This window comes from Streptomyces sp. NPDC008121, assembly GCF_042957155.1.
Classification (GTDB): Bacteria; Actinomycetota; Actinomycetes; order Streptomycetales; family Streptomycetaceae; genus Streptomyces.
Genome location: NZ_JBIBHT010000002.1, coordinates 110,573 through 134,890, shown reverse-complemented (window position 1 = coordinate 134,890; position 24,318 = coordinate 110,573). Strand labels below are relative to the sequence as shown.

The 24,318-nt window shown below is 74.2% G+C and carries 21 protein-coding genes; 8 read left to right on the top strand and 13 right to left on the bottom strand.

Annotation, left to right across the window (positions count from 1 at the left end; genetic code table 11):
• Position 1: 1 nt before the first annotated feature.
• On the top strand, positions 2-712 hold the full coding sequence (locus tag ACFZBD_RS06250) for a TetR family transcriptional regulator (RefSeq protein ID WP_391136342.1): 711 nt from the start codon (positions 2-4) through the stop codon (positions 710-712).
• A 295-nt stretch (positions 713-1,007) separates the two neighbouring features.
• Here the strand turns inward: ACFZBD_RS06250 and surE are convergent, their stop codons facing one another.
• Together surE and ACFZBD_RS06240 are read right to left on the bottom strand one after the other, a co-directional pair.
• Positions 1,008-1,919: a 5'/3'-nucleotidase SurE gene (gene surE / locus ACFZBD_RS06245; protein ID WP_391136339.1), complete on the bottom strand. Its 912-nt coding sequence runs from the start codon at positions 1,917-1,919 to the stop codon at positions 1,008-1,010.
• 218 nt (positions 1,920-2,137) lie between these two features.
• Positions 2,138-3,490 (bottom strand): MFS transporter, encoded by a 1,353-nt coding sequence (locus ACFZBD_RS06240; protein ID WP_391136336.1) that lies wholly within the window; start codon positions 3,488-3,490, stop codon positions 2,138-2,140.
• A gap of 607 nt (positions 3,491-4,097) precedes the next feature.
• Between ACFZBD_RS06240 and ACFZBD_RS06235 the strand changes: the two genes are divergently transcribed.
• Entirely contained in the window at positions 4,098-4,814 is a 717-nt protein-coding gene (locus ACFZBD_RS06235; RefSeq protein WP_391136333.1) for a phosphatase PAP2 family protein, read from the top strand.
• A 398-nt stretch (positions 4,815-5,212) separates the two neighbouring features.
• Positions 5,213-6,220: a substrate-binding domain-containing protein gene (locus tag ACFZBD_RS06230; RefSeq protein WP_391136330.1), complete on the top strand. Its 1,008-nt coding sequence runs from the start codon at positions 5,213-5,215 to the stop codon at positions 6,218-6,220.
• A gap of 195 nt (positions 6,221-6,415) precedes the next feature.
• On the opposite strand, the gene ACFZBD_RS06225 is transcribed toward ACFZBD_RS06230, so the two are convergent.
• Positions 6,416-7,189, bottom strand: a complete 774-nt coding sequence (locus tag ACFZBD_RS06225; protein WP_391136327.1) for a phosphatase PAP2 family protein — start codon at positions 7,187-7,189, stop codon at positions 6,416-6,418.
• 98 nt (positions 7,190-7,287) lie between these two features.
• On the bottom strand, positions 7,288-8,241 hold the full coding sequence (locus ACFZBD_RS06220; protein ID WP_391136324.1) for an alpha/beta hydrolase fold domain-containing protein: 954 nt from the start codon (positions 8,239-8,241) through the stop codon (positions 7,288-7,290).
• Between the two features lie 207 nt (positions 8,242-8,448).
• Between ACFZBD_RS06220 and ACFZBD_RS06215 the strand changes: the two genes are divergently transcribed.
• Both ACFZBD_RS06215 and ACFZBD_RS06210 read left to right on the top strand, forming a co-directional pair.
• A complete protein-coding gene (locus tag ACFZBD_RS06215; protein WP_391136321.1) occupies positions 8,449-8,949 on the top strand; it encodes an ATP-binding protein in 501 nt (166 codons plus the stop codon).
• Between the two features lie 84 nt (positions 8,950-9,033).
• On the top strand, positions 9,034-9,861 hold the full coding sequence (locus ACFZBD_RS06210) for a PaaX family transcriptional regulator C-terminal domain-containing protein (RefSeq protein ID WP_391136318.1): 828 nt from the start codon (positions 9,034-9,036) through the stop codon (positions 9,859-9,861).
• 57 nt (positions 9,862-9,918) lie between these two features.
• Here the strand turns inward: ACFZBD_RS06210 and ACFZBD_RS06205 are convergent, their stop codons facing one another.
• Together ACFZBD_RS06205 and ACFZBD_RS06200 are read right to left on the bottom strand one after the other, a co-directional pair.
• Complete coding sequence (locus ACFZBD_RS06205; protein ID WP_391136315.1) at positions 9,919-11,517, bottom strand: FAD-dependent oxidoreductase; 1,599 nt, start codon at positions 11,515-11,517, stop codon at positions 9,919-9,921.
• Positions 11,514-12,113, bottom strand: coding sequence for a TetR family transcriptional regulator (locus tag ACFZBD_RS06200; protein ID WP_391136312.1), 600 nt, complete (start codon positions 12,111-12,113; stop codon positions 11,514-11,516). The genes ACFZBD_RS06205 and ACFZBD_RS06200 overlap by 4 nt, the downstream gene beginning before the upstream one ends.
• A gap of 73 nt (positions 12,114-12,186) precedes the next feature.
• Between ACFZBD_RS06200 and ACFZBD_RS06195 the strand changes: the two genes are divergently transcribed.
• Together ACFZBD_RS06195 and ACFZBD_RS06190 are read left to right on the top strand one after the other, a co-directional pair.
• Positions 12,187-13,782 (top strand): FAD-linked oxidase C-terminal domain-containing protein, encoded by a 1,596-nt coding sequence (locus ACFZBD_RS06195; protein WP_391136309.1) that lies wholly within the window; start codon positions 12,187-12,189, stop codon positions 13,780-13,782.
• Between the two features lie 30 nt (positions 13,783-13,812).
• Positions 13,813-14,694 carry a YegS/Rv2252/BmrU family lipid kinase gene (locus ACFZBD_RS06190; protein ID WP_391136306.1) on the top strand — a complete coding sequence of 294 codons (882 nt, stop codon included), beginning with the start codon at positions 13,813-13,815 and terminating at the stop codon, positions 14,692-14,694.
• A gap of 114 nt (positions 14,695-14,808) precedes the next feature.
• Here ACFZBD_RS06190 and ACFZBD_RS06185 read toward each other — a convergent pair whose 3' ends face one another.
• The 6 genes from ACFZBD_RS06185 to ACFZBD_RS06160 all read right to left on the bottom strand — a co-directional run bounded on the left by ACFZBD_RS06185 (position 14,809) and on the right by ACFZBD_RS06160 (position 21,097).
• Positions 14,809-18,429, bottom strand: a complete 3,621-nt coding sequence (locus ACFZBD_RS06185; RefSeq protein ID WP_391136303.1) for a LamG-like jellyroll fold domain-containing protein — start codon at positions 18,427-18,429, stop codon at positions 14,809-14,811.
• 160 nt (positions 18,430-18,589) lie between these two features.
• Positions 18,590-19,159 (bottom strand): Clp protease N-terminal domain-containing protein, encoded by a 570-nt coding sequence (locus tag ACFZBD_RS06180; RefSeq protein WP_391138486.1) that lies wholly within the window; start codon positions 19,157-19,159, stop codon positions 18,590-18,592.
• Positions 19,159-19,368 carry a helix-turn-helix domain-containing protein gene (locus ACFZBD_RS06175; RefSeq protein WP_391136300.1) on the bottom strand — a complete coding sequence of 70 codons (210 nt, stop codon included), beginning with the start codon at positions 19,366-19,368 and terminating at the stop codon, positions 19,159-19,161. The genes ACFZBD_RS06180 and ACFZBD_RS06175 overlap by 1 nt, the downstream gene beginning before the upstream one ends.
• Before the next feature lie 123 nt (positions 19,369-19,491).
• Positions 19,492-19,626 (bottom strand): hypothetical protein, encoded by a 135-nt coding sequence (locus ACFZBD_RS06170; protein ID WP_391136297.1) that lies wholly within the window; start codon positions 19,624-19,626, stop codon positions 19,492-19,494.
• Between the two features lie 236 nt (positions 19,627-19,862).
• Positions 19,863-20,246 carry a VOC family protein gene (locus tag ACFZBD_RS06165; protein ID WP_391136294.1) on the bottom strand — a complete coding sequence of 128 codons (384 nt, stop codon included), beginning with the start codon at positions 20,244-20,246 and terminating at the stop codon, positions 19,863-19,865.
• Positions 20,247-20,374: 128 nt separating this feature from the next.
• Positions 20,375-21,097, bottom strand: coding sequence for a TetR/AcrR family transcriptional regulator C-terminal domain-containing protein (locus tag ACFZBD_RS06160; protein WP_391136291.1), 723 nt, complete (start codon positions 21,095-21,097; stop codon positions 20,375-20,377).
• A 182-nt stretch (positions 21,098-21,279) separates the two neighbouring features.
• Here ACFZBD_RS06160 and ACFZBD_RS06155 point away from each other — a divergent pair, with 182 nt between their 5' ends.
• Entirely contained in the window at positions 21,280-22,509 is a 1,230-nt protein-coding gene (locus tag ACFZBD_RS06155) for a saccharopine dehydrogenase C-terminal domain-containing protein (RefSeq protein ID WP_391136288.1), read from the top strand.
• Between the two features lie 8 nt (positions 22,510-22,517).
• On the opposite strand, the gene ACFZBD_RS06150 is transcribed toward ACFZBD_RS06155, so the two are convergent.
• Entirely contained in the window at positions 22,518-24,137 is a 1,620-nt protein-coding gene (locus ACFZBD_RS06150; protein WP_391136285.1) for a TROVE domain-containing protein, read from the bottom strand.
• Positions 24,138-24,318: the final 181 nt, after the last annotated feature.

The following is a 24,318-nucleotide window of genomic DNA, read 5'->3' as shown; positions in this document are numbered from 1 at the left end:
CATGGGCAAGCAGGAGAAGGACACGCGCGACGCGAGCACCCCGCCCGCCGGACGAGCGCCGGGCGGCACAGGCGCGACGGGGGGCGCCGGCGCGAAGCGCGGCGCGGGCACCAAGGGCATGCCGCGCAGGGACCGCGAACGGCTCATCCTCGACGCGGCCGCCGAGGAGTTCGGGAACCACGGCTACGCCCGCGGCTCCACCGCGACCGTGGCGGCGCGGGCCGGGATCAGCAAACCCATGATCTACGAGTACTTCGGGTCCAAGGACGGCCTCTATCTGGCCTGCCTCGACCGCGCGGGCTCCCGCCTCGTCACCGCCGTCGCGGCCGCGCAGGACGGGCCACCGGACCTCTCGCGGGCCGCCCGCACCATGGAGGCCATCTTCCGCGCCCTCGAAGCACGCCTGTACGACTGGGAGTTGGTCTACGACACCACCGTGCCGGCCGACGGCGACCTGGACGCGGCGGCCGCCGTCCACCGACGGGAACTCAACCGCATAGGGGCGGCCGGCGTGGCCGACATGCTCGGCGCATCCCCGGCCGTCGAACCGCTCGACGCCGACCTCCTCACCCACCTCTGGTACGGAACGGTCGGCTCCGTCGTCCGCTGGTGGCGCCACCACCCCGAGCAGACCGCCGAGGCGATGAACGCGCGGTTCCACCGCGTCCTCGGTGCCCTGTTCGCCCACGGCGGCCGAGCGGGCCGCGCGTAGCCGGGCGAGGGCCCGTGCCGCGCGTGCGGAAACGGCGGACGCCGTCCTGCCTCTCGGGGGCGAGATGCAGGACGGCGCGGGTGCCGAAATCCCGAGCCCGGCGACGGCCCGCGGCTACAACGGCGAACGGGTCGGTCGGGTCCGCCAGAAGGAACGGGCCGGCCGCGGCCGAGGGTGTCGACGCGAGCAGGGCGAACAGGGCGAGGCCGTACCGAACAGGGGCCTTGCCGATGAGGGCCGTCGTCCGGGCCGCTTCATCCGTCCTCCTGACGCAGCTGGGGGGGTAGGGCCGTGGTCAGGGGCGCAGACCGGCCAGGAGGGCGGCGGTGACGGCCTGAGCGGCCGGGCCGGTGTTCCAGTCGGCGTTCACCGGGCTGACGGCGATCCGGCCCTTGGCGACGGCCTCCACGTCCCCGCCCCGCGCCGGCGGACGCAGGTCCACCGCCACGCCGACCTTCCAGGTGCCGTCCCCGGCATCGGTGAAGTCCGCCTTGAGGAGCGTCTGCGGGTCCTGGAAGGTGGTGGTCACGCCCGCGGCGGTGCCCTTGCCCTCGGAGCCGACCACGGGGTGGTTCACGTTCAGGCCGACGCCCTTGGGCAGCAGCGGCCCGGACCTCGCCCGTGCCCGCAGTCGGTCGATGAGCTTGACGGCGAAGTCGACCGTCGGGCCCATGGCGTTGACGGTGGCGACGGGATCGGGCACGGAGAGCCCGCCCGTGCTCAGCGCGATGGCGGGCACGCCGGCCTCCACCGCCGCGATCGCGCCGCCGACCGTGCCGGAGTGGTTGGCCAGACCGGCGACGTTCGGACCGAAGTTCGTGCCCGACACGACCAGGTCGGGAGCGCGGTCCTCGAACACCTCGGAGAGACCGAAGGCGACCGAGTCGCCGGGGGTGCCGTCGACGGCCCAGACCTTCGGCTCCGGGTGCTTCACCGTGATCGTGGGGGCGCTCGAGATCTTCGTACCGGTACCGCTCTGGTTGGTCAGCGGCGCGACGATCGTGACGTCGTGCCCGGCAGCGGTCAGCCGCTCGAACGCCTTCCGGATGCCCGGGGCGTTGTAGCCGTCGTCGTTGGTGAGCAGGATCCGCAGAGGCGCCGTCGGCGCCGGGGCCGCCTGCGGTGAGGCGACGGCCGGCGCCGTGCCGGTGAGGGTGGCGGTGCACAGGAGCAGCATGGCCGGCGGCAGGACTCGCGTACGTCTCACAGAAGACTCCTCGGGAGGTGGAGGGGGGACGGAGGGCGGTGCGGTGAGGGGTGGTGGAGCGCCAGGCGCGCGGGGGAGCGGTGGTGCCCCCCGGTGCGTGAGGGCCGGGTGCCGTGCGGTCGGGAACCCGGCGGATGCGCGACCCTCGACGCGCACCCGCCGGAGCGGGGTGGGCCGGGCCCTGCCGGCGCCAGGGGCGGCCGACGGGCCTCGGCGGATCAGCGCACGCTGCGGATCGGGAGGATGGCGAGCGCGCCGATCAGCGACAGGGCGCCGCCGACCAGGAACAACGGGGTGTACCCGCCCAGGGCGGTGACGACGGCGGAGGCGACGAACGGGGCGATGATCTGGGGGCCGGCGTTCGCGATGTTGAGGACGCCCATGTCCCGGGCCGCGTCCTCCGCTCGGGGCAGGACCAGGGTGACGAGGGCGGTGTCGACCGCCATGAAGCAGCCGAAGGCGAGGCCGTTGAGCGCGCTGAACACGAGCATGCCGGTCCAGGTCGGACTGACCACGGGCACGACCATCACCAGCCCGGCCAGCGCGGCCGAGACGCCGACGAAGACCTTGCGGCGGTTCCAGCGGTCGGACAGCAGGCCGCCCACGATGGTGGAGAGCGCCACGGCGACCATCGACACCGGCGTCAGGATCGCCATCGCCTCGGGCGGGGTCAGCCCGCCGGGGAGTGTGATGTGATCGCCCAGGATGTACAGCTGGTAGCCGACGACGGCGAAGTATCCCAGCACCATCAGTGCGCGGCCGATGAAGGCCCAGCGGAAGTCGTGGTTCGCCAACGCCGAGAGGAACGCGGCCATCTGGCCGCCCTTCGGCGTCTTGGTGACGGTTGCCGCCCGCGCGGTGTCACGGCAGAAGACGGAGAGGAGCACCGCGGCCAGGGCCACGATGGCGCCGAAGACGAGATAGCCGGTGCGCACCTGCGTCGCGGTCTGTGAGGCGAGCAGGACACCGACGGTGCCGCCGATCGGCATGCCGAGACCCACCAGCGCGGACGCCGTGCCGCGGCGGGCGGCGGGGACGCGGTCGGGCACGATCGCGGTGACCGCCGCCTGATAGGTGTTCATCGTCGCCTGGACCAGGCACCAGCCGATGCCGACGAGCAGGGCGGTGGTCACACTGCCCAGGAAGGCCAGCGCGATCAACGCGCCGAAGGCCCCGCCCAGGATCCAGGGATTGCGGCGGCCGCTGCGGTCGGAGAGGGCGCCGGCGATCGGGTTGAAGGCGGTTGCGAAGATGGCGCTGATGCCACCGATCAGGCCGAGGACGGCGACCTTGTCGTCGGGGGCGATCGCGGCGACCTGGGTGGGCAGGAGGACGGAGCCGACGCCCATGTACACGGCCATCATGGCGGAGTTGGCGATCAGCAGGAGGAGCATGAGCCCGCGCTGACGGGGTGCTCCCGCCTCCTCGGCGGCCTTCGCGGCGGCGGTGCCCGCCGAAACGGACTCCGCGGCGGCTTCCGAGGCGGATTCCTGGGCGGCTTTCGCGGCGGCTTCAGGGGCGGCTTCAGGGGCGGGTGGGTCGATCGGATCGGTGAGTTCGTTCGTGGCCATGACGACTCCTCGGGGGACGGGGCGGGGAGGTGGCGGGGTACGGGACGGGTCGGGGGTCGGGTGCGGAGCGGTGGAGCACTGTCCCGGTACGCGGGTGGTGGTACGCGGATGAGGGAGACGCCGCACGAGCGGACGCGGGGGCGGCGGTGTCACCGGAAGCCACCGCGAACGACTGCGGCACACGATGTTGTTACACGTGTCACCCGCAGTGCTTGGAGACTGTGTAGCACCCATTTCCGGCCTCCGCCAGGCCTCGCGCGGGGTCGGTGCGCAGATCGTGACCGGAGAGAGAACCCCACGTCGATCACGTGTAACCAGGAAAATGGGTGGGCTGAGCAGGGCGAACGTGTCCGGAAACCCGCGTGCACTTGTGGCGGCGGTCACGCGTCCGCCATACTCCGTGCCGCACCGTGGCCCCGGCGGCCCCGGCGGCCCCGGTGCGCGCCTCGGCCGGTACGGCCGCAGGTCGTCGAGGCCGTGCACACCTCGTGCACCACCCTCGTGCACACCCTCTTCGCCGCTTCCCCCGCGCCGGCGCGACGTCCCCGCGCCCGCTCGCCCCTGCGTGCCCCCACCGCCTCGGGTGAAGACCGTGAAAGGCCCCGTCATGCCTCATGCGCCCGATGCCCTCGTGCCTCCGCGCCCCGCTCGTCCTCCCCACCACCCCGTCCCCGCCGCCCCTCCGCGCCGCGCGCTCGCCTCCGGGAGCGCGCTCCTGGCCGCCGCTCTGCTCACGGGGCTGCTGCTGCGCACCACCAACCGCCCGTTCTTCCAGGGCGCCGACGAGCGTTGGGCGGTCTTCACGGGGGATTCGCGCGCCGGCGCGGCGACCGCCTTCGCCACCGTCCTCGACCGGCTCGGTGGCCCGATCGGCCTGATCCTGCCGTTGATGCTGATCGGTGGCCTCTGCGTCTACGGCCGTTGGCGCTCGGCGCTGTACGTCGCCGCGGCCGCCATCCTCGCCAACGTCGTCGTGGTGCTGCCGCTCAAGCAGTTCGTCGACCGCCCCCGGCCGCCGCACCCCTGGGTCCTGGTCAACGACGGCTCGTACCCCTCCGGGCAGGTCTTCAGCGCGGTCACCCTGGTGATCGTGGTGGCGGTGGTGCTCTGTCCGCCGCGTGCGCGACGCTGGTGGTGGCTGTTCGGCGCCGCGTACGTCCTCGCCATGGCGTGGAGTCGCACCTGGCTGCATGCCCAGTGGCTCAGCGACACCCTGGCCGGCGCGCTGGCCGGCGCCGGAGTCTGCCTCCTGCTGTGGCGGGCCTTCGCCCCCCTGCTGAGGACGGAGGCGGAGCGGACGGCCGACGGCAGCCTCTGGCTGTGACGAGTCCGCCCTCCGTGCGGCGCTTCACTGACGGTCGATAAACGCGATAATCGTGCACGATCCGGTCGGCGCGTCCCGGCGCGTGGCCCAGGAAGGAGCCCCATGGCTCTCCCCGGGGACGCGGACCGCACCCTCGTCGACCTCCCCCTCGGCCGCCTGCGGGGCGCCGACGAGGGAGGGCTCGCGGTGTTCCGTACGCCGAGCCCCGCTCGGTGACCTGCGTTGGCGTCCCGCACGGGCACCCGGGCTGGTGCGGAACGAGGGGCGCGGCGCCCGGTCTTCCCCCGCAGGAGGGAGGGTGGGCACGCCGCCCGGTGATCTAACTCGTGTAACCTCGTGGTGAAAGAAGGCCCGCACGCCGGCACGACCGACCATCACAAGGAGCGTCGAGGGACGACATGGCAGAAGAAACCCCCGTCCCCGCCTCGATCACCAGCGCCGACGTGGCGCGCCTCGCCGGAGTGTCGCGTGCCACGGTCTCCTTCGTCCTGAACAACACCCAGGGGCACCGGGTCAGCGAGGGCACCCGCGTCCGCGTCCTCGACGCGGCCGCGCAGCTGGGCTACGTCCCGCACGCCGCCGCCCGCTCCCTTCGCGCCGGCCGCAGCAACCTCGTCCTGATGCCCTCGTCGATCTCCGCGATCGGCCGGCTCGTCAGCGACTGGGTCGACGAGCTGCAGAGCGAACTCGACCGGCACGGCTACACCGCCGTCCTTCACGCCGGTCGCTTCGCCGACCCTCTGGACGCCGCCCGGGCCTGGGCGGAGCTCCGTCCCGCCGCGGTCGTCGCCCTCGACGGCGACCGGCTCACCGCACAGGCGGCCGAGCTGCTGCGCCGGGCCGGGGTGCGCGGGCTGCTCGCCTTCGCGTCCCGGCCCATGCCGGGCGTCCACACCATCGGCCTCGACCACGCCCGCATCGGCGCCACGGCCGCCGAGCACCTCATCGCGCGCGGCCGGACCCGGATCGGCGTCGTCATGCCCCCCGAGCGCGGCCTCGACGCCTTCGCCCGGCCGCGCCTCGCCGGAGCCGAGTCGGTCGCCGCCCGGCACATGGCCACCGTCACCCCGCTGGAACTCGCCTACACCCGGGAGTCGGCGACCGCGCTGGCCCGGCGCTGGACGAGCCTGGGCCTGGACTCCGTCTTCGCCTACAACGACGAGTACGCCGCCCTGCTCCTGCACGCGCTCCAGGCCGAGGGCGTCACGGTCCCCGACGAGGTGGCGATCGTGGGCTCCGACGACCTGGTCCTCTCGGCGTTCCAGCAGCCCGCGCTCACCACGATCCGCCTGGACTTCGCCTCGCCGGCGCAGATCGCGGACGCGCTGCACGAGCTGGTCGAGACGGGCTCGGCCCCACGGCTCCCGACGGTGGAGGCCGTCCTCGTCCAGCGTCAGAGCTCCTGAGGCGCGCAGGCCCCTCCGCACACGGACGCAGGGGCTCGGCCGCTGCGCGGAGCGGGCCCTGCGCGGAGCGGTCGCGCGCCGGAACGCTCCGACGCGGGCCCGTCCCTGCGCGGGGCAACCGCCGCGCGCGGGAACGGTGGTGGCCCAACCCGTGATCCGTACGGACCGGGGGTCACCGCCGTCGCCTCCGCCGGGTCAGGCGACGGCCGGCGCCGTCTCCGGTACCTCCGGGGCGACGGGAGCGTCCACGGCCGGCGCGGCCGCCGGCTCGGCCCCGCGGCGGCGGCCCGCGGCTTCAGCGGCGAGCGCGGGGGCGCAGAGCCACCACGCCACCAGCCCCGCGCCCGCGCCGGCGGCCGCGCCGGCCGCCGTGTCGGTGAGCCAGTGCGCGTGCAGCCACGTACGGCTCCACATCATCGCCAGCGTGAAGACCGCGCCCCCGAGCCACCAGGTCCGGCGCCGCGCCGCCGGGACCAGCAGCGCCCCGACGAGCACCACGAGCAGCGCGGCCCCGGCCACGTGACCGGAAGGGAAGGAGCCGTGGTCCACCCGGACCAGCGGGTTCTCCGGGCGGGGCCGGTCCACCAGGTGCTTGAGCCCTTGGACGACGAGGAGATTGCCGGCGAGATAGACGCCGAGCAGGAAGCCGGCCGACACCCAGCGCCGGCGCAGGAGCAGAAAGAAGAGCAGACCGAGCGGGACGACGATGCCGAGCGGGCCGCCGAACCAGTTCAGGGCCGCGGCCAGGACGGCGTACGGTCCGTCGTGCGGGCCGCCCATCCAGGTCAGCCACCGGTCGTCGAGCGCCTGGAACGGCGGGTCGGCCGGGTCCGGACGGACCGCGAAGGCGGGCAGCGTGGCCAGGGTGAGCAGGAGGAGTCCGGCCGCGAGCACCCCGGGGCGGCGCGCGGACGCCGTGCCGGTGGGTCTCGCGGTCGGGGGAGGAGGGGGAGCCGGTTGCGTGGACATGGGTGCCTCTCGCGACCGCGGGGCTGAGGCCCGCGGTCGTTGGGGTGGGTGACGTACGGCCGGGGCCGGTCGGTCCGGACCCGGAGGGAATCGAAGGGTCAGGCCCCCGCGCCCAGGTGCCGGGCCAGGAAGGCGACGCTCTCCGCCACGATCCCCGGGATGTCGGGGCAGCCCAGGAAGATGTGGTCGGCGCCGTCGACGGGACGCAGGGTCGCCTCGCCGCCCGCGGCGGTCAGGGCCTTGGCGAGCGCCTCGCTCTGGCTGAACGGGACCAGGCCGTCCCGGGTCCCGTGAACGAGCAGGAAGGGCGGCGGAGTCGGTCCGTCCGCGTACGTGACGGGGCTCGCCGCCCGGGCGAGCGCCGGGCGCTCCGCCTCGGTGCCGCCGAGGAGGGCGTCGTACGGATCGGGGAAGTCGGTGCCGGGAGGCAGGCCGGGGAGGGGGTGACCGGCGAGGGCGACGAGGTCGGAGACCCCGTACCAGTCGACGACCGCCCGGACGCCGGTGTCGCCCGACCCCACCCCGTGCGCGCCTTCCAGCGCCTCGGCGTCCGGGCTCCCGGGGCCGACGAGCCCGGCCAGCGCCGCCAGGTGCCCTCCGGCCGACTCGCCCCAGACGGCCATCCGGTCCGGATCGATCCCGAAGGCGTCGGCGAAGCGGCGAACGTAGCGGATCGCGGCCTTCACGTCGTGCAGTTGGGCCGGGAAGGGGGCTTCGAGGCTGTGCCGGTAGTCGACGGAGACGAGCGCGAGCCCGGCGGAGAGGACCGACCCCCGCAGCAGATCGGCGGGCACCGTCGGCGGGGGATAGCGGCGGTCGCCGTCCAGCCAGCCGCCGCCGTGGATCCACACGACGGCCGGGAACGGGCCCTCGCCCGCCGGGACGAGCACGTCGAGCAGCCGGGGACGGTAGCCGGGAGTGGTGGCGTACGTGACCCCGTCGAAGCGGCGGACGCCGTGCTCGTCCGTCACGGACGGCACCGGGTGCTGGTACGGCGGAGGCGGCCACGGCATGTCGGCCGGGCCGGGCTCGGCCGGGAGGGAGCGGGTCATTGCGGCCCTTCTGTCGACCCCGGGCTTCGTAGCGCTTTGTCCGAAATGCTTGCGCGCGACACCGGGGGAGGCTTAGCGTGTTACACGTGTTATCAAAACTCTAGCGACGGATTTCCGCCCACAGCAAGCACCTCGGCTCTCGAAATTCCGACAGCGGTTACACGAGCCAGCGGCGGGGCCGTCGCCCACCTCCTCTGGGAGCACGTCATGCTCACCGCCGCCACCCCCGCCGCGCCCCCTGTCGCCGCTCGCGCCGACGGCCCCTCCCTCCCCGCTGCGCGCATCCGCCCCTCCGCGCCCTCCCGGGCCTTCGCCCGCTGGGCCGTCGAGCCCACCGCGTCGACGGTTCCGCTGGTCCGTGCCCGCGTCCGCACCCTCCTGGAGAGCTGGCGGATCACCGCCGACCTTGTGGACACGCTCCTGCTGGCCGTCAGCGAACTCGTCGGCAACGTCGTCCGGCACGCCTCCGCCGCCGGCCGTATGCGCGTCGCCGTCTTCTGCGGGGCCGGCTGGCTGCGCCTGGAAGTCGCCGACGGTACGGCCGCCCTGCCACGGCTCCCTACGCCGGCCGTCGAAGCCGACCCCGAGGCCGAGGGTGGGCGGGGCCTGCTCCTCGTCCAGCTGCTGGCGGCCGAAGCCGGTGGCGAACTGGCTGTCGTAACGGCCGAGTTCGGGAAGTCCGTACGGCTGCGCGTCCCGCTCGCCTGACCCGCCCGACGGCGTACTCCTGACCCTCCCCGGGGCAGGAGGGGCCCTCGATATGATCGCGACCGCGGACAACGGAAGGCGATCATGTCGGACAGCCCCCGCAGGCCCAGTTCGTTGATCAACACGGTCTTCGGCGCGTTCCTGCGCCGCCTCGGCGGCTGGATCTCCATCGCGGACCTGATCACGCTGATGGCGGAGCTGGACGTGGACGGCCCGGCGGTGCGCTCGGCGATCTCCCGGCTCAAGAAGCGCGGAGTCCTCGAACCGGAACGCCGGGGCGCCCCCGGCTACCGCCTCAGCCCCGCCGTCCTGCCCGTCTTCGACGAAGGAGACCGCCGCATCTTCGCCGGCCTGGAACCCGCCGACCTGGCCGACGGCTGGGCCATGGCGGTGTTCTCCGTACCGGAGTCGGAACGCTCCCACCGCTACCAGCTGCGCACCCGGCTGACCTGGCTCGGCTTCGGCAACATCGCCCCGGGCGTGTGGCTGGCGCCGGGCCGGCTGCTCGACGACGCCCGGAGCATGCTCGTACGCCTCGGGCTCAGCGACTACGTCCATCTGTTCCACGCCGAGTACGCGGCCTTCAGCGACCTGCCGGGGACGGTGAGTTCCTGGTGGGACTTCCCGGCGATCCAGACGCAGTACGCCGCCTTCACCGACGCCCACGCCCCGCTGGCCGCCCTCCTGGCGACGGCCGGGGCGCCCCCCGAACCCGCCGAGGCCTTCTGCCACTACGCCCCGCTGCTCACCCAGTGGCGCCGGCTGCCCTATCTGGACCCGGGCCTGCCCACCGAACTCCTGCCCCCGGACTGGAACGCGGTGGCGGCCCGTCAGGTCTTCCAGAGCCTCCACGGCGTCCTGCAGGCCCCCAGCCTGCGCCACGTCGGCGAGATCACCGGCCTGCGCGCCTGAGCCGGCAGGCGCGTGACGGCGCGCTGCCGGTGGCCACCCGGCGCCCGTGCCCGCGCCTCACGCCCCGGGCCCTCCCGGGACCGCTCCGGCCGCGTGGGCGGCGAGTGCCTCCTCGGCGGCCCGTTCCGCGGCGTCGCGGTGGTCGGTGCCGAGGTTGATGCGGGTGCGGCGGTCGAGCAGGTCGGAGGTGGTGAGGGCGCCCTCGTGGTGCACGGCCCAGTGCAGCTCGGCCACGGTCGTCGGGTGGTCGGGGGTGACGGGCTGCGCCAGGTGCGGGTGCTGTCGCATCAGGGCGTGCAGGGCCGGGGCCTCGGTGCCGTACCGCTGGACGAGGCGCTGCGGCGCGTCGAGGTGGGCGAGGCGCCGGGGATGCGTGGCGCCGACCAGCGGTACGGACGCGGTGCGGCATGCGCCGGCGGGCAGCCCGTGGGTGGCGACGGCCTGGTCGAGGGCGTCCTGCGCCATGCGGCGGTAGGTGGTGAGCTTGCCGCCGACGATGGTGGTGACGCCGTCGGGCGAGGTCAGCACGGCGTGCTTGCGGGAGATGTCGGCCGTCCGGCCGTCGGCCTGCGCGGTGTCCAGCAGCGGCCGCAGACCGGCGAAGGCGCCGATGACGTCACCGCGGTCGATCGAGGTCTCCAGAGCCGTGCCGAGCACGTCGAGGAGGAAGCCGATGTCGGTCTCGGGGGCTTCCGGAACGTCGGGCACATCCCCGTCGAGGGGCTCGTCGGTGAGGCCGACGTAGGTGCGCCCGTCGTGCTGGGGGAGGACGAGGGCGAAGCGGTTGGACTCGCCGGGGATGGGGATGTGCAGGCCGGCGGTGAGGTGGCCGAGGTCGGCCGAGCGCAGCACGAGATGGGTGCCGCGGGAGGGGCGCAGGCGGATGTCGCCGACGAGGCCCCCGGCCCAGACGCCGGTGGCGTTGACCACCGCCCGGGCGTGGATGCGCAGCTCCCGGCCGGTCGTCTCGTCCCGGACGAGCGCGCCGTCGCCGGTGAGGCTCAGGGCCCGGGTGTGGGTGAGCACGCGGGCGCCGTGCGCGGCGGCGGTACGGGCGACGGCGGTGACCAGACGGGCGTCGTCGGACAACTGCCCGTCCCAGGAGAGCAGTCCGCCGCGCAGCCCGGTCGCCCGCAGGGACGGGGCCAGGTGGCGCGTCTCGACGGCGGTCAGCGCGCGGGGCGCGGGCAGCGTGGTGCGTGAGGTGCGGGCGGAGGCGCGCAGCAGATCCCCGGCGAGGAGACCGGCCCGGGTGAGGGCGGCCTGACGCCGGCTGACCAGCGGGGTCAGCGGCAGCACGAACGGCTGGGCGTGGACCAGGTGCGGCGCGGTGCGCTCCATGAGGACGCCGCGCTCGACGGCGCTCTCGTGGGCGACGTCGAGCTGCCCGGAGGCGAGGTAGCGCAGGCCGCCGTGGATGAGCTTGGAGCTCCAGCGGGAGGTGCCGAAGGCCAGGTCGTGGGCGTCGACGGCCGCGACGCTCAGGCCGCGGGTGGCCGCGTCGAGGGCGACGCCGGCGCCGGTGGCGCCGAGGCCGACGACCAGGACGTCGACGCGGGCGCCGTCGGCGAGTTCGGCCAGCTCGCGGTCGCGCCGCAGGGCGGTGAGGGAGGAGCCGGTCAGGGCGGGGCTGCCGGTGGGGGCGGTGGCGTTCACGGGGTGAGGGTCCTCTCCAGAAGGGTGCGCAGTTCGCCGAGGAAGGCGCTCTCGTCCAGCCCGGGGTCGTCCTCGTCGGCCATGGTGCGCAGCGAGAGGGTGAACGACTGGACGACGAGGAGGAGGGACCGGGCCTGGAGGTCCGGTCCGACGGGGCGCACCGAACCGTCCTCGTGGCCCTGGGCGAGCGCGGTGCGCAGCAGGTCCAGCAGGGCGTTCTGGGTGGCTCCGCGCCGGTCGAGGATGTACGGCAGGAGCAGCTCGGGGTCGACGTCGAGGATCTTGTGGAAGAGCGGGTGCGCGCGGAACGCGGCGGCGCCCGCGGTGAGCCCCTCGACGATCCGGGTGCGTGCCGGGCGGCCGTCGTCCGGGGGCGGCATCGCCCCGGCCGCGACGCCGATCCACTCACGGGTCATCAGGTCGCCGACCAGGGTGCGGACGTCGGGCCAGCGCCGGTACAGCGTCATGCGTGACACGCCCGCACGGCGGGCGACGTCGGTCAGGGTCGTGCGTCGGACGCCGACGGCGAGGACGCAGTCGCGGGCGGCGTCGAGGACGGAATCCGTGTCCGAGTGGTTGTGACGAATGGGCGTCATCTGTCACAGTGTAATGCCAGAGCGGGGAAGCGTCAGCGCCATCCCGGAAACACACCGTGAGGAACGACTCAACGTGGACATGTTGTGGAGCGGCTGGGGCGACCCGGCCAAGGCGGCCCCCCTGCCCGACTCGGTGACCGGCCTCCTGCGGGACCTGCTCGGCGTGACACCCGCCGAGAGCGGCCCCCCGGCCCTGGCCGACATCGACGTGGCCGCCCCGGCCCTGGACGACAGCGCCCGCAAGGCGCTCGTGACCGCCCTCGGCGCCGAGGACCGGCTCCGCGAGGACGCCGAGAGCCGCGTCCGTCACACCCGGGGCAAGTCCACCCCGGACCTTCTGCGCATCCGCGCCGGCGAGACCGACGCCCTGCCGGCCGCCGTCGCGCTGCCCGCCGACCACGACCAGGTCCTCGCCGTCCTGGCCGCCTGCGCCGCGCACGGCCTCGCCGCCGTGCCGTTCGGCGGCGGCACCTCCGTCGTCGGCGGCCTTGCGCCCACCACCGAGCGGCCCTTCGTCGCCCTCGACCTGAGGCTGCTCGACCGCCTGCTCGACCTCGACGAGGTGTCCCGCACCGCCACCCTGGAGCCCGGCCTGCGCGGCCCGCAGGTCGAGGCCCTCCTCAACGCGCGGGGCTGGACCCTCGGCCACTTCCCGCAGTCCTTCGAGTGGGCGACCGTCGGCGGGTTCGCCGCCGCGCGCTCCAGCGGCCAGGCCTCGGCCGGCTACGGCCGCTTCGACGAGATGGTCCTCGCGCTCACCGTCGCCACCCCCGAGGGCACCCTCCGGGTCGGCCGCGCCCCCCGTTCGGCCGCCGGCCCCGACCTGCGCCAGCTGATCCTCGGCTCCGAGGGCGCCCTCGGCGTCATCACCTCGGTGACCGTCCGGATCCGCCCCCTGCCCGCCGAACGGATCTATGAGGGCTGGCGGTTCCCCTCGTTCGACGCCGGCACCGCCGCCCTGCGCCGCCTCGCCCAGGACGGCCCGCGCCCCACGGTCCTGCGGCTCTCCGACGAGACCGAGACCTTCATCGGGCTCGCCCAGCCGGACGCCATCGGCGCCGCCGACGCCCCGCCCGCCTCCGGCTGCATGGCGATCGTCGGCTACGAAGGCACCGCCGAGGACACCGGGGCCCGCCGCGCCGCCGCCCGCGACATCCTGCTGGCCTGCGGCGGCGAGTACGCCGGCGAGGAGCCCGGCGACCGCTGGGAACACGGCCGCTACAACGCCCCCTACCTCCGCGACGCCCTGCTGGACGCGGGCGCGTTCGCCGAGACGCTGGAGACCGCCGCGTTCTGGTCGGCGCTCCCCGGCCTCTACACCGCCGTCCGCACCGCGCTCACCACCACCCTCACCGAGGCCGGCACCCCGCCGCTGGTGATGTGCCACATCTCGCACACGTACGAGAACGGCGCCTCGCTCTACTTCACCGTCGTCTCCGCCCAGGGCGCCGACCCGATCGCCCACTGGGAGCCCGTGAAGCGGGCCGCCAACGACGCCATCCTGGCGGCCGGCGGCACGATCAGCCACCACCACGGCGTCGGCACCGACCACCGCGAGGCCTACCTCGAGGAGGTCGGCCCGCTCGGCATCCGTATGCTCCAGGCCGTCAAGGCCGAGGTGGACCCCGCCGGCATCCTCAACCCCGGTGTCCTCGTCCCCATCCGCTGACCACCGTCACCGCCGCCCGGAGGCCGATCGATGCGCCACTTCACCGCCATCGTCAACCCCACCGCTGGGGGTTCCAGCGGGACGGCGGGCCTGCTCCCGCTCGCCCGGCTGCTGCGGGAGAGGGGCGCCCGGCTCGACACCGTCTACAGCCGCAGCCTCGACCACGCCCAGGAACTCGCCCACGCCGCCGGAGCCGAGGGCCGCGTCGTGCTCGCCGTCGGAGGCGACGGCATGGCCGGGCGGGTGGGCGGCGCGCTCTCCGGCACGGACACCCTCTTCGGACTCGTCCCCGCGGGCCGCGGCAACGACTTCGCCCGCGCCCTCGGACTGCCCTCCGACACCGCCGCACTCGCGGACCTCCTGCTCGACGGCGCCCCACGGGCCGTCGACACCATCGAGGTACGGTCCGCCGTGCACCACGGCACCCACGTACTCGGCAGCGTGTACGCGGGCGTCGACGCCGTCGCCAACCGCCACGCCAACGCCTCCCGTCTGCTGCGCGGCGCCGCCTCCTACTACGCCGGCGGCCTGCGCGCGGTCGTCGCCTGGAAGCCGGCCGCGTACCGCATCACCGTCGACGGGGAGACGCACGAGCGCTCCGGCTACACCGTCGTGGCCGCCAACTCCGGCTACTACGGCTTCGGCCGCCAGGTCGCTCCCGGCGCCCGCCTGGACGACGGGGTCCTGGACGTCGTGATCATCAAGACCGCCCCGAAGCGGCACTTCTTCGCCACCATGAACGAGCTGAAGACCGGCGCCCACGTGCACCGGCCCGAGGTCGAGATCCTGCGCGGCGCGGAGATACGCATCGAGGCGGACCGGCCCCTGCCGTACGGCGCGGACGGCGAGGTCGACGCGACCCTGCCCGTGACGGTCCGGGTGTGCCCCGGCGCCCTGAACGTCCTGGCCTGACCCCCGGGGCGGGAGCCGGGTCCCCCATGGCCGGCTCCCGCCCCGGTGTCACCGCCCCGGCCGCCCGGTGCCCTCCGCGGCATCCGGGCGTACGGGGCGGGCCGACGTCTCCCGCTACATCCGGGCGTACGAGCCGCCCGGCGTCACCTGGTCGAACGGGAGGCGGACCACCGTGGCCGGCCCGGCGGCGGGCACGTGACCCTCCCCGCGCATCGCGTCCAGCTCGTCGTCCGACACGCCGCGCCGCACCAGCAGGAACTCGTCCATCGAGCCCGTGAACCGGTCGACCGCCCCGCCGTCGGGCCGGGCACCCAACTGGAGACCCCGCACGGCGAACGCGTCCCCGTATGTCACCGACCCGGTCACGGCCTTTCCCGGCGGGCGCACCCCGTCGACCGACAGCGTCAGCTCGCCGTTCAGGCGGCGCAGGACCACATGCCGCCAGGTGTCGTCGCCGAAGACCGTTCCCGCGGGGGCCCGCACCTCGAGCGTCGTCGTCGCCGTGTCGGTCTGGACATGGGCGACGACCTTGTTCTCCCGGGGCACGGCGCGGATCCACAACTGGCGTTCGGCGGTCCCGTACCCGTACGCCCAGGCCAGCACCGGCGTGGTGTTCTCCTCGGCCCGGTAGCGCACCCAGGTCGCGAGGGTGAAGTCCCGCGCCCCCAGCGCCTTGCCGGCACCGTACGGCAGCTCGACGGCGTCGTCGACGCCGTCGAAGCGGATGCCGCCGCCGAACTTTCCTCCGGTGGCGTCGAAGGCCGCCCCGCCTCGCACATAGGCATGGCCGCAGTGGTCCGAGGCATCGGGGGTGGCCGGAGTGGCCGCGTCCGCGGCCGCCCGCATGACGAGGTGGTTCTCGGTGTTGCCAGGCTCCATCGACCACCACACCGAGGGGTCGTTCGGCGGGCTCCACCCGCCCGGGGACGTCTTGCGGATGGTCTCGACCTCGGCCGCGCCCTGCGCCCGCTTGTAGAAGCGGAAGTCGTCGAGGGCGCCGGTCAGGACGTCGGTGCCGTCCGGCTTCGAGCCGATCCGCAGGCCGCCGGGCGAGGGGTTCCCGGCGGTGAAGGCGCCCGCCGGACCGTCCTTCGTCGTGAGCCGGGCCTGCGGGGCCGCGGGATCGATGCCGTCGACGCCGAGTGTGAGCCTGTCGTTCTGACGGGTCAGGGTCAGCAGGTGCCACTGGCCGTCGCCGAACGCGGCCCGGTCGCTCTCGCCCGCGGCCTGGGTGTCCACCACATCGAGCGCGACCGACCCCTGGGGGGTCTCGACCCGCGCCGTCAGCCGGTCGGTGGCCGGCTTGGCCCGCACCCACACGGTTGGCTTCCCCGACGTGTGTCCGTACGCCCAGATCAGCGCCGCGTCCTTGGTCGACCGCGTGGCGGCGTACCGGAACCAGACGGTGAAGGTGAAGTCGCCCGCGCCGTTGTCGACGGCCGGGACGTACGGCACCTCCATGCCTGGCAGGGTGCTGGAGAAGGCGAGCGCGCCCTTGCCGATCCGGGGATTCCTGGCCGGGGCCTCCGTCTCCAGGTCGGCGGTGCCGAGGATGGTGGCGTCCGCGCAGTGTCCGGCGACATCGTCCTGGACGCGGCGGCCGCTCAGCTCCACCGGATCGGCGGTGTCGACGACCTGGAAGGCGAGGTGCGCGCCCAGCGCGTCCTCGGCGACCCCGGCGGCGCCGGGCCCGCGCAGCGCCTCGCGCTCCGGCTGCTCCAGCGCGGTCCGGTACATCCGGAACTCGTCGATCGTGCCCGTGAAACCGTCGTTCAGGTCGGTGACCGGGTCGACGGGCGGCTTGTCGCCGAGCCGGACGCCCAGCGGGTGGTCGAGCGGTTCCTCGGCGAGCGCGCCCAGCGTCGGAGCGCCCCCGACGGCCGGTTCGTACGCCTTTGTGACGACCCGGTCGTCGACCTGGAGCGTGACGGTCTCCTTCGGCTGCGTCGGCGTCGGGAGGCGCCGGGTGAGGGTCAGATGGTGCCAAGCGCCGTCACCGAACGCGGGGCGCGCGGCGTGTGGTCCCGGGACGACGGCCGTCACATGCCCGTTGACGCCCTCGACCCGTGCCATGATCCGGTTCTCTCCGGGCTGTGCGCGCACCCACACCTGTGGCGTGTTCGCACCGACGCCGTACGCCCACAGCAGCGCCTGCTGCTCGGTGGCGGCCGTCGCGTCGTAGCGGAAGAACAGGGAGTAGGTGACGTCGCCCGCGCCGGGGGTGAGCGACCGGCTGTACGGCAGCTCGGCGTGGCCGGTGGCGCCGTCGAGGCGGAGGCCCTGCCCGAAGTCGACGGTGTCGGCGGGCGTCGTCCCGAACGAGGCGCCGTCGGCGAGGGCCGCACTCGCGGACAGGTAACCGTCGTTCGCCTCCGGGCTCGCGTCCGGTGTGGTCCGGCCGGGGGCGGGGGAGGGATGCGGCAGCGCGGTGCCCCGCGTCCGAACCTCCGCCGGGAGGTTCAGGCGGGCGGCCGCCGGAACGTTCCTGTCGTCCGGGGCGAACCGGTTGAAGTAGATGTACTGCGCGGAGAAGACGGTGCCGCCTTCGTAGACGAGGCCGATCTCGCCCGAGGACAGCTCCGCCATGGAGGAGTAGCTCGCGCGGTCCTCCGGCTTCGCGCTGACGAGTCCGCCGGCCACGTTCTGCCAGCTGGGCACCGGGTGCGCGGGATCCCGCAGCCGCGCGTACTGCAGCCGCATCTCCTGCCGCCTGCCGTTCGCGTCGGAGGGCGCGGACATCAGCAGGAAGTCGCCCGGGTCCTGCTCGTACGTCTTGGCGGGCGCCAGGACCGACACCTGGACGTCGGCGCCCTGCCAGCCGGCCGTGAAGTCGAGCGCCGGGACGCTCGACCCGCCGGCCGGGGTGATGGCGTGCATCCGGCGCACGTCGCCGTACGGCGTCCGGGCGCTGACGTAGACCCTGCCCCCGGGCAGCTCCGCCACCACCGGCTCACCCGGCTTGGCGGTCGGGTTCCCCGCGGCGTCCTTGCGGAGGGAGTTCTGGGTGGCGCTCGCCTGCCAGGAGCCTCCGCCGTCGTCGCTGTAGAGCAGCCCGATCCGCTGCTCCTTCCCGTCCGCGGAGGTCTCGTACGCCCCGACGACCAGGCGGCCGGGGTGCGGGCCCCCGCGCAGCTGGATGCCGGCGGACGGGCCCGTGCCGAACCAGCCCCTGCCGCCGGAGAGGAGGCGTGGGGCGGGCTGCGGCGTCTCGAAGGAGAGCCCGTCGTCGGTGCTCCGCTGCACCCACGACCGCCGGTACTCGCCCGTCTTGGGGATGTGGCTCTCGGAGTTGGAGAACAGGAAGACATGACCGGTCTCGTGGTCCACGACGGGGGAGCCGTTGCCCCGGACGTGCGGCGCGTACGGATCCTTCTCGTCCCCGGACAGGACCACGCGTATCGGGCTCCAGGTCCGCCCGTCGTTGGTGGAGCGGCGTACGACGATGTCGATCGGCCCGCGGTCGGCGCAGGTGGGGGAGGTGCGCGCCTCGGCGAACGCCAGCAGCGTGTCCTTGCGCGTGCGCACGAGGGTGGGGATCCGGAAGCAGCCGTAACCGGCGGTGCCCGACCGGAAGAGGACCTGCTGGGTCCCGAGCCGCTGGGCGCCGGACAGCTCGGTCCCGCTCGCGACGGCGTCCGGCGCCCCGGCGCCGACCCCGAGGAGCGAGACGACGGACACGAGCCCGGCCAGCAGCGCGACACCGCGCCGGCCCGGTCTTGATCTTGAAGTAGCCATGCCGGGACGGTACCTGACGCCCTTTCGGCTGCGGCCGTACGCCCCGACGAGCACCGGCCGGCGGGAGCGGACGCCTCGGGGACCCGCCCGGGACGGCCGCACCCAGCCCGGGCCCGCCCGCCGCACCCGGAGGGCGCGACCCGCGACCCGCGGGGAAGCCTCAGGCCGCCGAACCGGCCTCCGGCTGACCGAACATGGCCCGCTCCAGGGCCGCGTAGGTGGCTCCGTGCTCCGCCAGGACCTCGGCGACGACGCCGTCCTGCGCGGTGAGGGCCAGCAGGATGTGTTCCGCGCCGATGAACCGGTCCCGCCTGCCCAGCGCGATCCGCAGCGACTTCTCCAAGGTCGTCTTCGCCTCGCGGGCGAAGGAGGGCCCGCCGGACCACCGGCGCCGCTCCTTGCGGCCGCCGACGAGCGCGCCGGCTCCGTGCGTCTGCTCGACCCGGGCGACGATACCGGCCACGTCGATCCCCAGCGCCGCGAGCGCCTTCTGGTCGGCCTGGGTCATGCCCCCGTGCCGTCGCGCGTCGTCGAGGGAGGCCTCCAGCGAGGCCCGCCGGTCCAGCACTCCCAGCGCGTGGAAGGCGAAGCCGGTCCGCGCCGCTCCCTCGAGGTCCAGGAGGGCCAGCAGCAGGTGCTCGTTGGTGACCTCGGACGCGGCGGCCCGCGTGGAGCAGGCCCTGGCGCCGATCACGACGGCCCGGGCGTCCTCGGTGAACCGTTCGAACATCACGACCTCCCGTGCTTCTTGTGTACGGCCTGGCGGCTCACGCCCAGCTCGGCGGCGATCTCCTGCCACGACCAGCCCTGATTGCGCGCGCTTCTGACCTGAACGGCTTCCAGCTGCTCCAGCAGCCTGCGCAGTGCGGCGACCGCCCGCAGCCCCACCCGGGGGTCGCGGTCGCCCGCCCGTTCGGCCAGGTCCGTTGCTTCCGTCATGACGTCAATCTACGTTGACATCGGAGGCCCTGTCAATGTGGGTTGACAGTCAGGGGTGGGGTGGTCACGCCGCTCCGCGGAATCGGCGCCTCATGTCCCGGTGACGGGCGCCGCGGACACGGCTCAGGACTTGTCCCGTCGCCGCCGGCTGACCGCCATCCAGACCAGGACGAGCACCACGACGATCAGGAGCACCCAGGTCGGAACGCCGTCCAGACCCTTGTAGGACAGGCTGACCGAGTCTGCGGTGACGTTCATGGCAACTCCTCGCGGTCCGCGGGGGGATGAGAGCACGCCGTCGCGGTCGTGTCGGTGGACCGGAGCCCGCCGCGCTCCCAGCCGGTACGGAGACCGAGTGCCCTCGCAGCCCTGACCGAACCCCGGGGAACGCGGCCGGGTCGGCACCCGACCGCCTTCGCGTCCCGGTCCGCCTCGGACCGCCGGCCGTCCCGCAGGGCGTGCGCCGACAACCGTCCTCCGCGCCGTACAGCGGGCTAGAGAGGCTGCAGCCTGCGGTGTAGGAGGCAGAACTCGTTGCCCTCCGGGTCGGCCAGGACGTGCCAGTTCTCCTCGCCCGTCTGTCCGACGTCGGCCGGCTTGGCGCCGAGGGCGAGCAAGCGCTCCAACTCGGCCTCCTGGTCACGGTCGGTGGGGTTCACGTCGAGGTGCAGCGGGAGCTTCCCGCGCCGGGGCTCGCTGCTGGGACTGAGGATGAGGGTCGGCTGCGGCCCGCCGAAACCGGCGTCGGGCGGCCCGATTTCGATACTTCCGTCGTCTTCCCGGCCGAGTTCCACATAGCCGAGGACCTCGCTCCAGAAGGCGGCGAGGCGCTCGGGGTCGGCGGCGTCGATGACCAGCTCACTGATGCGGCATGCCATGTCCGGCATTGTACGCAGCGACTCCGGAAACCGATCGTCGAATGTCACCCGGCCCACGTCGGGCGGTGTCGCGCACCCCGGTCCGCCGCCTGCGAGGCGGCGGCCGCCGCGCCCCCGTAGCGCCCCGGCTAGGGAGCCGAACCGTCCGCGCGCAGCGCCGCGAGGCGCGCCTCCGCGCTCGTCAGCAGCATGTCCAGCGCCACCGGGTACGCGCTGTGGGTCATCCGGGCGGAGAGCAGCCGCGCGGTCGCCGCGATGTGCGGGTACGTCTCCGCCGGCAGGCGGGCGTACGTCGACTCCCACTGCCGCTCGTCGGAGGCCCGGGACGTCTCGCTCAGGGCCAGGGAACCGGCGTCGAGGGCCGCGAAGGCCAGGCTCTGGTCGATGAAGGCGTGGTAGATCGGCACCGCGTCGGCGTCGGGGAAGCCGACGGTGCGCAGGATGCCGAGGACGGCCTCGTCCGCGGCGATCTCGCGCGGCCGGCCCGTCACACGGCTGGCCGTCAACAACGCCGCCTGAGGATGCGCGAGATAGGCGCCGTGGATCCGCAGGCCGAGCTCCCGCAGATCGCGCCGCCACTCGCCGGTCGCGGCCCATCCGTCCAGGGCCCGGCCGATCAGCTCCTCGCCGATGGCGAGCGTGAGCCCGTCCATGCCCTGGAAATAGCGGTAGAGCGTGCTCGGATCCGCGCCGAGGGCGGCGCCGAGGCGACGGGCGGACAGCCCGTCGCTGCCGTGCTCGCGCAACATCCGCAGGGCCGTCTCGACGATCAGCCGCTCGGACAGGACGGTGCCCTGCCGGGTCGGACGCCGCCTCCTGCGCGCCCCCTCGGGGACCACCTGCTTCGCCATCCCGTACCTCCCGCACTCCGTCCGAGCGACCGCCGGACCCCACCGGAATCCGCCGCGCCGGTTCGTCCTCCGGCGCCCCGCACCTTATGCCAACACCATTGACCTTAATCCGCCCGCCCGGCTTTCATCCCCTCCCAGGAGGCGCGGACCTGCGCCTCCCCGCACCGAGAGAGGGTTTCGTCATGCGTGTTCTGCTCGTGGGGGCCGGCGGCGTCGGCACCGCGATCACCCGGATCGCGGCCCGCCGGGACTTCTTCGACCACTTCGTGGTCGCCGACTACGACCTCGCCCGCGCCGAGGCCGCCGTGGCCGCGCTCGACGACGCCGCCGGCCGGTTCGTCGCACGCCGCGTCGACGCCTCCGACGAGACCGCGGTCGCCGCGCTCCTCGCCGACGAGCGGTGCGACCTCCTGCTCAACGCCACCGATCCGCGCTTCGTGATGCCACTGTTCGAGGCCTCGCTCGCCTCGCGCAGCCACTACCTCGACATGGCGATGTCCCTGTCCCGGCCGCACCCCGACCTGCCCCACCGGGAGTGCGGGGTCAAGCTCGGCGACGAACAGTTCGCCCGCGCCGACGCGTGGGAGAAGACGGGCCGGATCGCACTGGTCGGCATGGGGGTCGAGCCGGGGCTCTCGGACGTCTTCGCCCGGTACGCCGCCGACGAACTCTTCGATGACATCGAGGAGATCGGCATCCGCGACGGAGCGAACCTCACCGTCGAGGGATACGACTTCGCGCCGTCCTTCAACATCTGGACGACCATCGAGGAGTGCCTCAACCCGCCGGTGGTCTACGAGCGGGAGCGCGGATGGTTCACCACGGAGCCGTTCAGCGAGCCCGAGGTCTTCGACTTCCCGGAAGGCATCGGCCCGGTCGAGTGCGTCAACGTCGAGCACGAGGAAGTGCTGCTGGTCCCGCGCTGGGTGGACGCCCGCCGGGTCACCTTCAAGTACGGCCTGGGCGACGACTTCATCGGCAAACTGAAGACCCTGCACGCGCTCGGCCTCGACGCGACCGAGCCGGTCGCCGTCCGCGGTGCCGACGGCACCTCCGTACGCGTCTCCCCGCGTGACGTGGTCGCCGCCTGCCTGCCGGACCCGGCCACCCTGGGGGAGCGCATGACCGGCAAGACCTGCGCGGGCACCTGGGTGAAGGGCACCAAGGACGGCAGGCCGCGCGAGGTGTACCTCTACCACGTGGTGGACAACCAGTGGTCCATGCGCGAGTACGGCTCCCAGGCCGTCGTCTGGCAGACCGCCGTCAACCCGGTCGTGGCCCTGGAACTCATCGCCACCGGCGCATGGTCGGGCGCCGGAGTGCTGGGCCCCGAAGCCCTCCCGCCGCGCCCCTTCCTCGACCTGCTGACCGCGTACGGGAGCCCGTGGGGCGTCCGGGACCAGAGCCGCTGACCTCGCGGTCAGGCCGGGTCGGCGGCCCACGGCCACGCGGCCCCGCGCCCGGACTCGAGGAGGTCCACCATCCGGAACGCGGCGTCCGAGAGGCCGCCGAAGGTGTGCCGGCGCGGGCCCGTGGGCCCGTGCGCCGGCCGGTACCCGGCCAGGTTCCAGGTGTAGACCGGCACCTCGGCCGGTACCGGCTCCGGCACCCCGGCGCGGCCGGGTTCCGCCGCCTGTTCGTCGGTGACGATGAGGACCCGGTCGTGCCCCTGGTAGCGGGTGCGCAGCGCCTTCGTCGTGTACGTGCCCCCGAGGCGGTGGAACCGCGACAGCACGTCGAGCACCGGTTCCCCCGCCCGGAACGGCACTACCGGGCTGGTCCAGCCGAACTCCACCAGATCCGCCTGCTCGGCGCGCATCGCCAGCGCGACCCCGAACACGGCCGCCGCGTCCGCCCGGGTCAGCGTGGACCGCTCGGAGACGGTGTCCCAGAACATCGAGTCGGACCGGTCCACCATGATCAGCGTCCGCCCGGGCAGCGCGGGCACGTGGGCCAGCGAGTGGCCGAGGGCCCGCTCCAGCGGGGCCGCCCAGCGCGAGGAGGGCGCATGCCGGTGGGCGGCCAGATAGCGGAAGGGGAACTGCCGGGACCGGGCGACCTCGTCGGCGTCCGAGATCCGTGCGGCGACCCGGGCCGCCACCTCGTCACTGACGCCCGCCTCGTCGAAGTTCCGCAGGTTCCGCAGGAGCGCCGTCGGCGGCATCGACGGGATCACCGCTTCCCAGACGGCGGCGTCCAGCGGACCCTGGAGCCAGCCCGCCAGCGCCTCCCACGTCATGCCCGCCGCCGCCAGCCGCTCGGCACCGTCCGGCCCGGTGACCACGGACCGCCGTTCGGCGCGGGGCAGCTCCATGAGCGCCCGGTGCGCGGCCAGCAGCCGGTCGGAGGGCGGCGGAACCGCCCGCTCGGGGTGGTGGCGGCGGTCCAGGGCGTACCGGAAGAGGGCGCCCTGCCACGGCTTGTCGGGGTCGGGGGAGGCGTGCACCAGGTTGAGCACGTCACCGAAGCGGAGGCCTTTGGACGCGGTGTCGTACTTCAGCAGGGACCGGGACGTGTACAAGCGGCGTACGGCATCGGCGATGCCCCGCTTCACGGGCTGCGGCACGTTCCGGCCGTACGCCGACATCCAGTACGCGAGCAGTTCGCCGGGCTCGTCCGGCCGTTGGAGGACCGAATCGATCACTGCGCGGTGGGAAGGGCCCGGGCTCGGGGGCGAGCCGGCCAGCAGGCGGGCCCGGACGTACGCGGCGGCGCCCATCAGGGGCGCCGTGCGCAGATGGCCCTCCTGGCGAAGCCAGCCCAGCAGACCGGCGGTCCACACCGGGTCCTCGACCGCGAGTTCCCCGACGAGCCGGAGGTACCGGTCGTCGCGTTCCCGGCCGCTTTCGTAGAAGGTCTGCTGGGTGACGAGGTTTCCGACGGCCAGCAGGAAGAGCTCTTCCCGCGGCTCACGTACGAAAGCCGGGCCTCCTTCATAGGTGTGGGAGCTCTGGGCCGTGGGCCGAAGAACGCGCGCGGCGGGGCTGGTGGAGGCGGGCATACGGGCGGCGGCCGCCGAGACGTGCGGGGCCACGAGCATCTCCGGCCAGACCTTGGAGACACGTCGGGTGAAGCGAGGCAGTGAATCCCCCCGGATCCGGACGATCGGACGGCCCCGGCCACCACGAGAGGCGGTGGGCCGGGGCGAGGGCGACCGCGCCGTCCGAGATCCAAGGAGGCCGCGGCGTCACTTGGTTGTCAGATGAAGTAGCCGCAGCCGA

Excerpts from the sequence above, each read along its gene's own strand:
- ACFZBD_RS06250 (WP_391136342.1), top strand. The coding sequence starts at position 2 with ATGGGCAAGCAGGAGAAGGACACGCGCGACGCGAGCACCCCGCCCGCC.
- ACFZBD_RS06240 (WP_391136336.1), bottom strand. The coding sequence starts at position 3,490 with ATGGCCACGAACGAACTCACCGATCCGATCGACCCACCCGCCCCTGAA.
- ACFZBD_RS06235 (WP_391136333.1), top strand. The coding sequence starts at position 4,098 with ATGCCTCATGCGCCCGATGCCCTCGTGCCTCCGCGCCCCGCTCGTCCT.
- ACFZBD_RS06230 (WP_391136330.1), top strand. The coding sequence starts at position 5,213 with ATGGCAGAAGAAACCCCCGTCCCCGCCTCGATCACCAGCGCCGACGTG.
- ACFZBD_RS06225 (WP_391136327.1), bottom strand. The coding sequence starts at position 7,189 with ATGTCCACGCAACCGGCTCCCCCTCCTCCCCCGACCGCGAGACCCACC.
- ACFZBD_RS06220 (WP_391136324.1), bottom strand. The coding sequence starts at position 8,241 with ATGACCCGCTCCCTCCCGGCCGAGCCCGGCCCGGCCGACATGCCGTGG.
- ACFZBD_RS06215 (WP_391136321.1), top strand. The coding sequence starts at position 8,449 with ATGCTCACCGCCGCCACCCCCGCCGCGCCCCCTGTCGCCGCTCGCGCC.
- ACFZBD_RS06210 (WP_391136318.1), top strand. The coding sequence starts at position 9,034 with ATGTCGGACAGCCCCCGCAGGCCCAGTTCGTTGATCAACACGGTCTTC.
- ACFZBD_RS06200 (WP_391136312.1), bottom strand. The coding sequence starts at position 12,113 with ATGACGCCCATTCGTCACAACCACTCGGACACGGATTCCGTCCTCGAC.
- ACFZBD_RS06190 (WP_391136306.1), top strand. The coding sequence starts at position 13,813 with ATGCGCCACTTCACCGCCATCGTCAACCCCACCGCTGGGGGTTCCAGC.
- ACFZBD_RS06185 (WP_391136303.1), bottom strand. The coding sequence starts at position 18,429 with ATGGCTACTTCAAGATCAAGACCGGGCCGGCGCGGTGTCGCGCTGCTG.
- ACFZBD_RS06180 (WP_391138486.1), bottom strand. The coding sequence starts at position 19,159 with ATGTTCGAACGGTTCACCGAGGACGCCCGGGCCGTCGTGATCGGCGCC.
- ACFZBD_RS06175 (WP_391136300.1), bottom strand. The coding sequence starts at position 19,368 with ATGACGGAAGCAACGGACCTGGCCGAACGGGCGGGCGACCGCGACCCC.
- ACFZBD_RS06170 (WP_391136297.1), bottom strand. The coding sequence starts at position 19,626 with ATGAACGTCACCGCAGACTCGGTCAGCCTGTCCTACAAGGGTCTGGAC.
- ACFZBD_RS06165 (WP_391136294.1), bottom strand. The coding sequence starts at position 20,246 with ATGGCATGCCGCATCAGTGAGCTGGTCATCGACGCCGCCGACCCCGAG.
- ACFZBD_RS06160 (WP_391136291.1), bottom strand. The coding sequence starts at position 21,097 with ATGGCGAAGCAGGTGGTCCCCGAGGGGGCGCGCAGGAGGCGGCGTCCG.
- ACFZBD_RS06155 (WP_391136288.1), top strand. The coding sequence starts at position 21,280 with ATGCGTGTTCTGCTCGTGGGGGCCGGCGGCGTCGGCACCGCGATCACC.
- ACFZBD_RS06150 (WP_391136285.1), bottom strand. The coding sequence starts at position 24,137 with ATGCTCGTGGCCCCGCACGTCTCGGCGGCCGCCGCCCGTATGCCCGCC.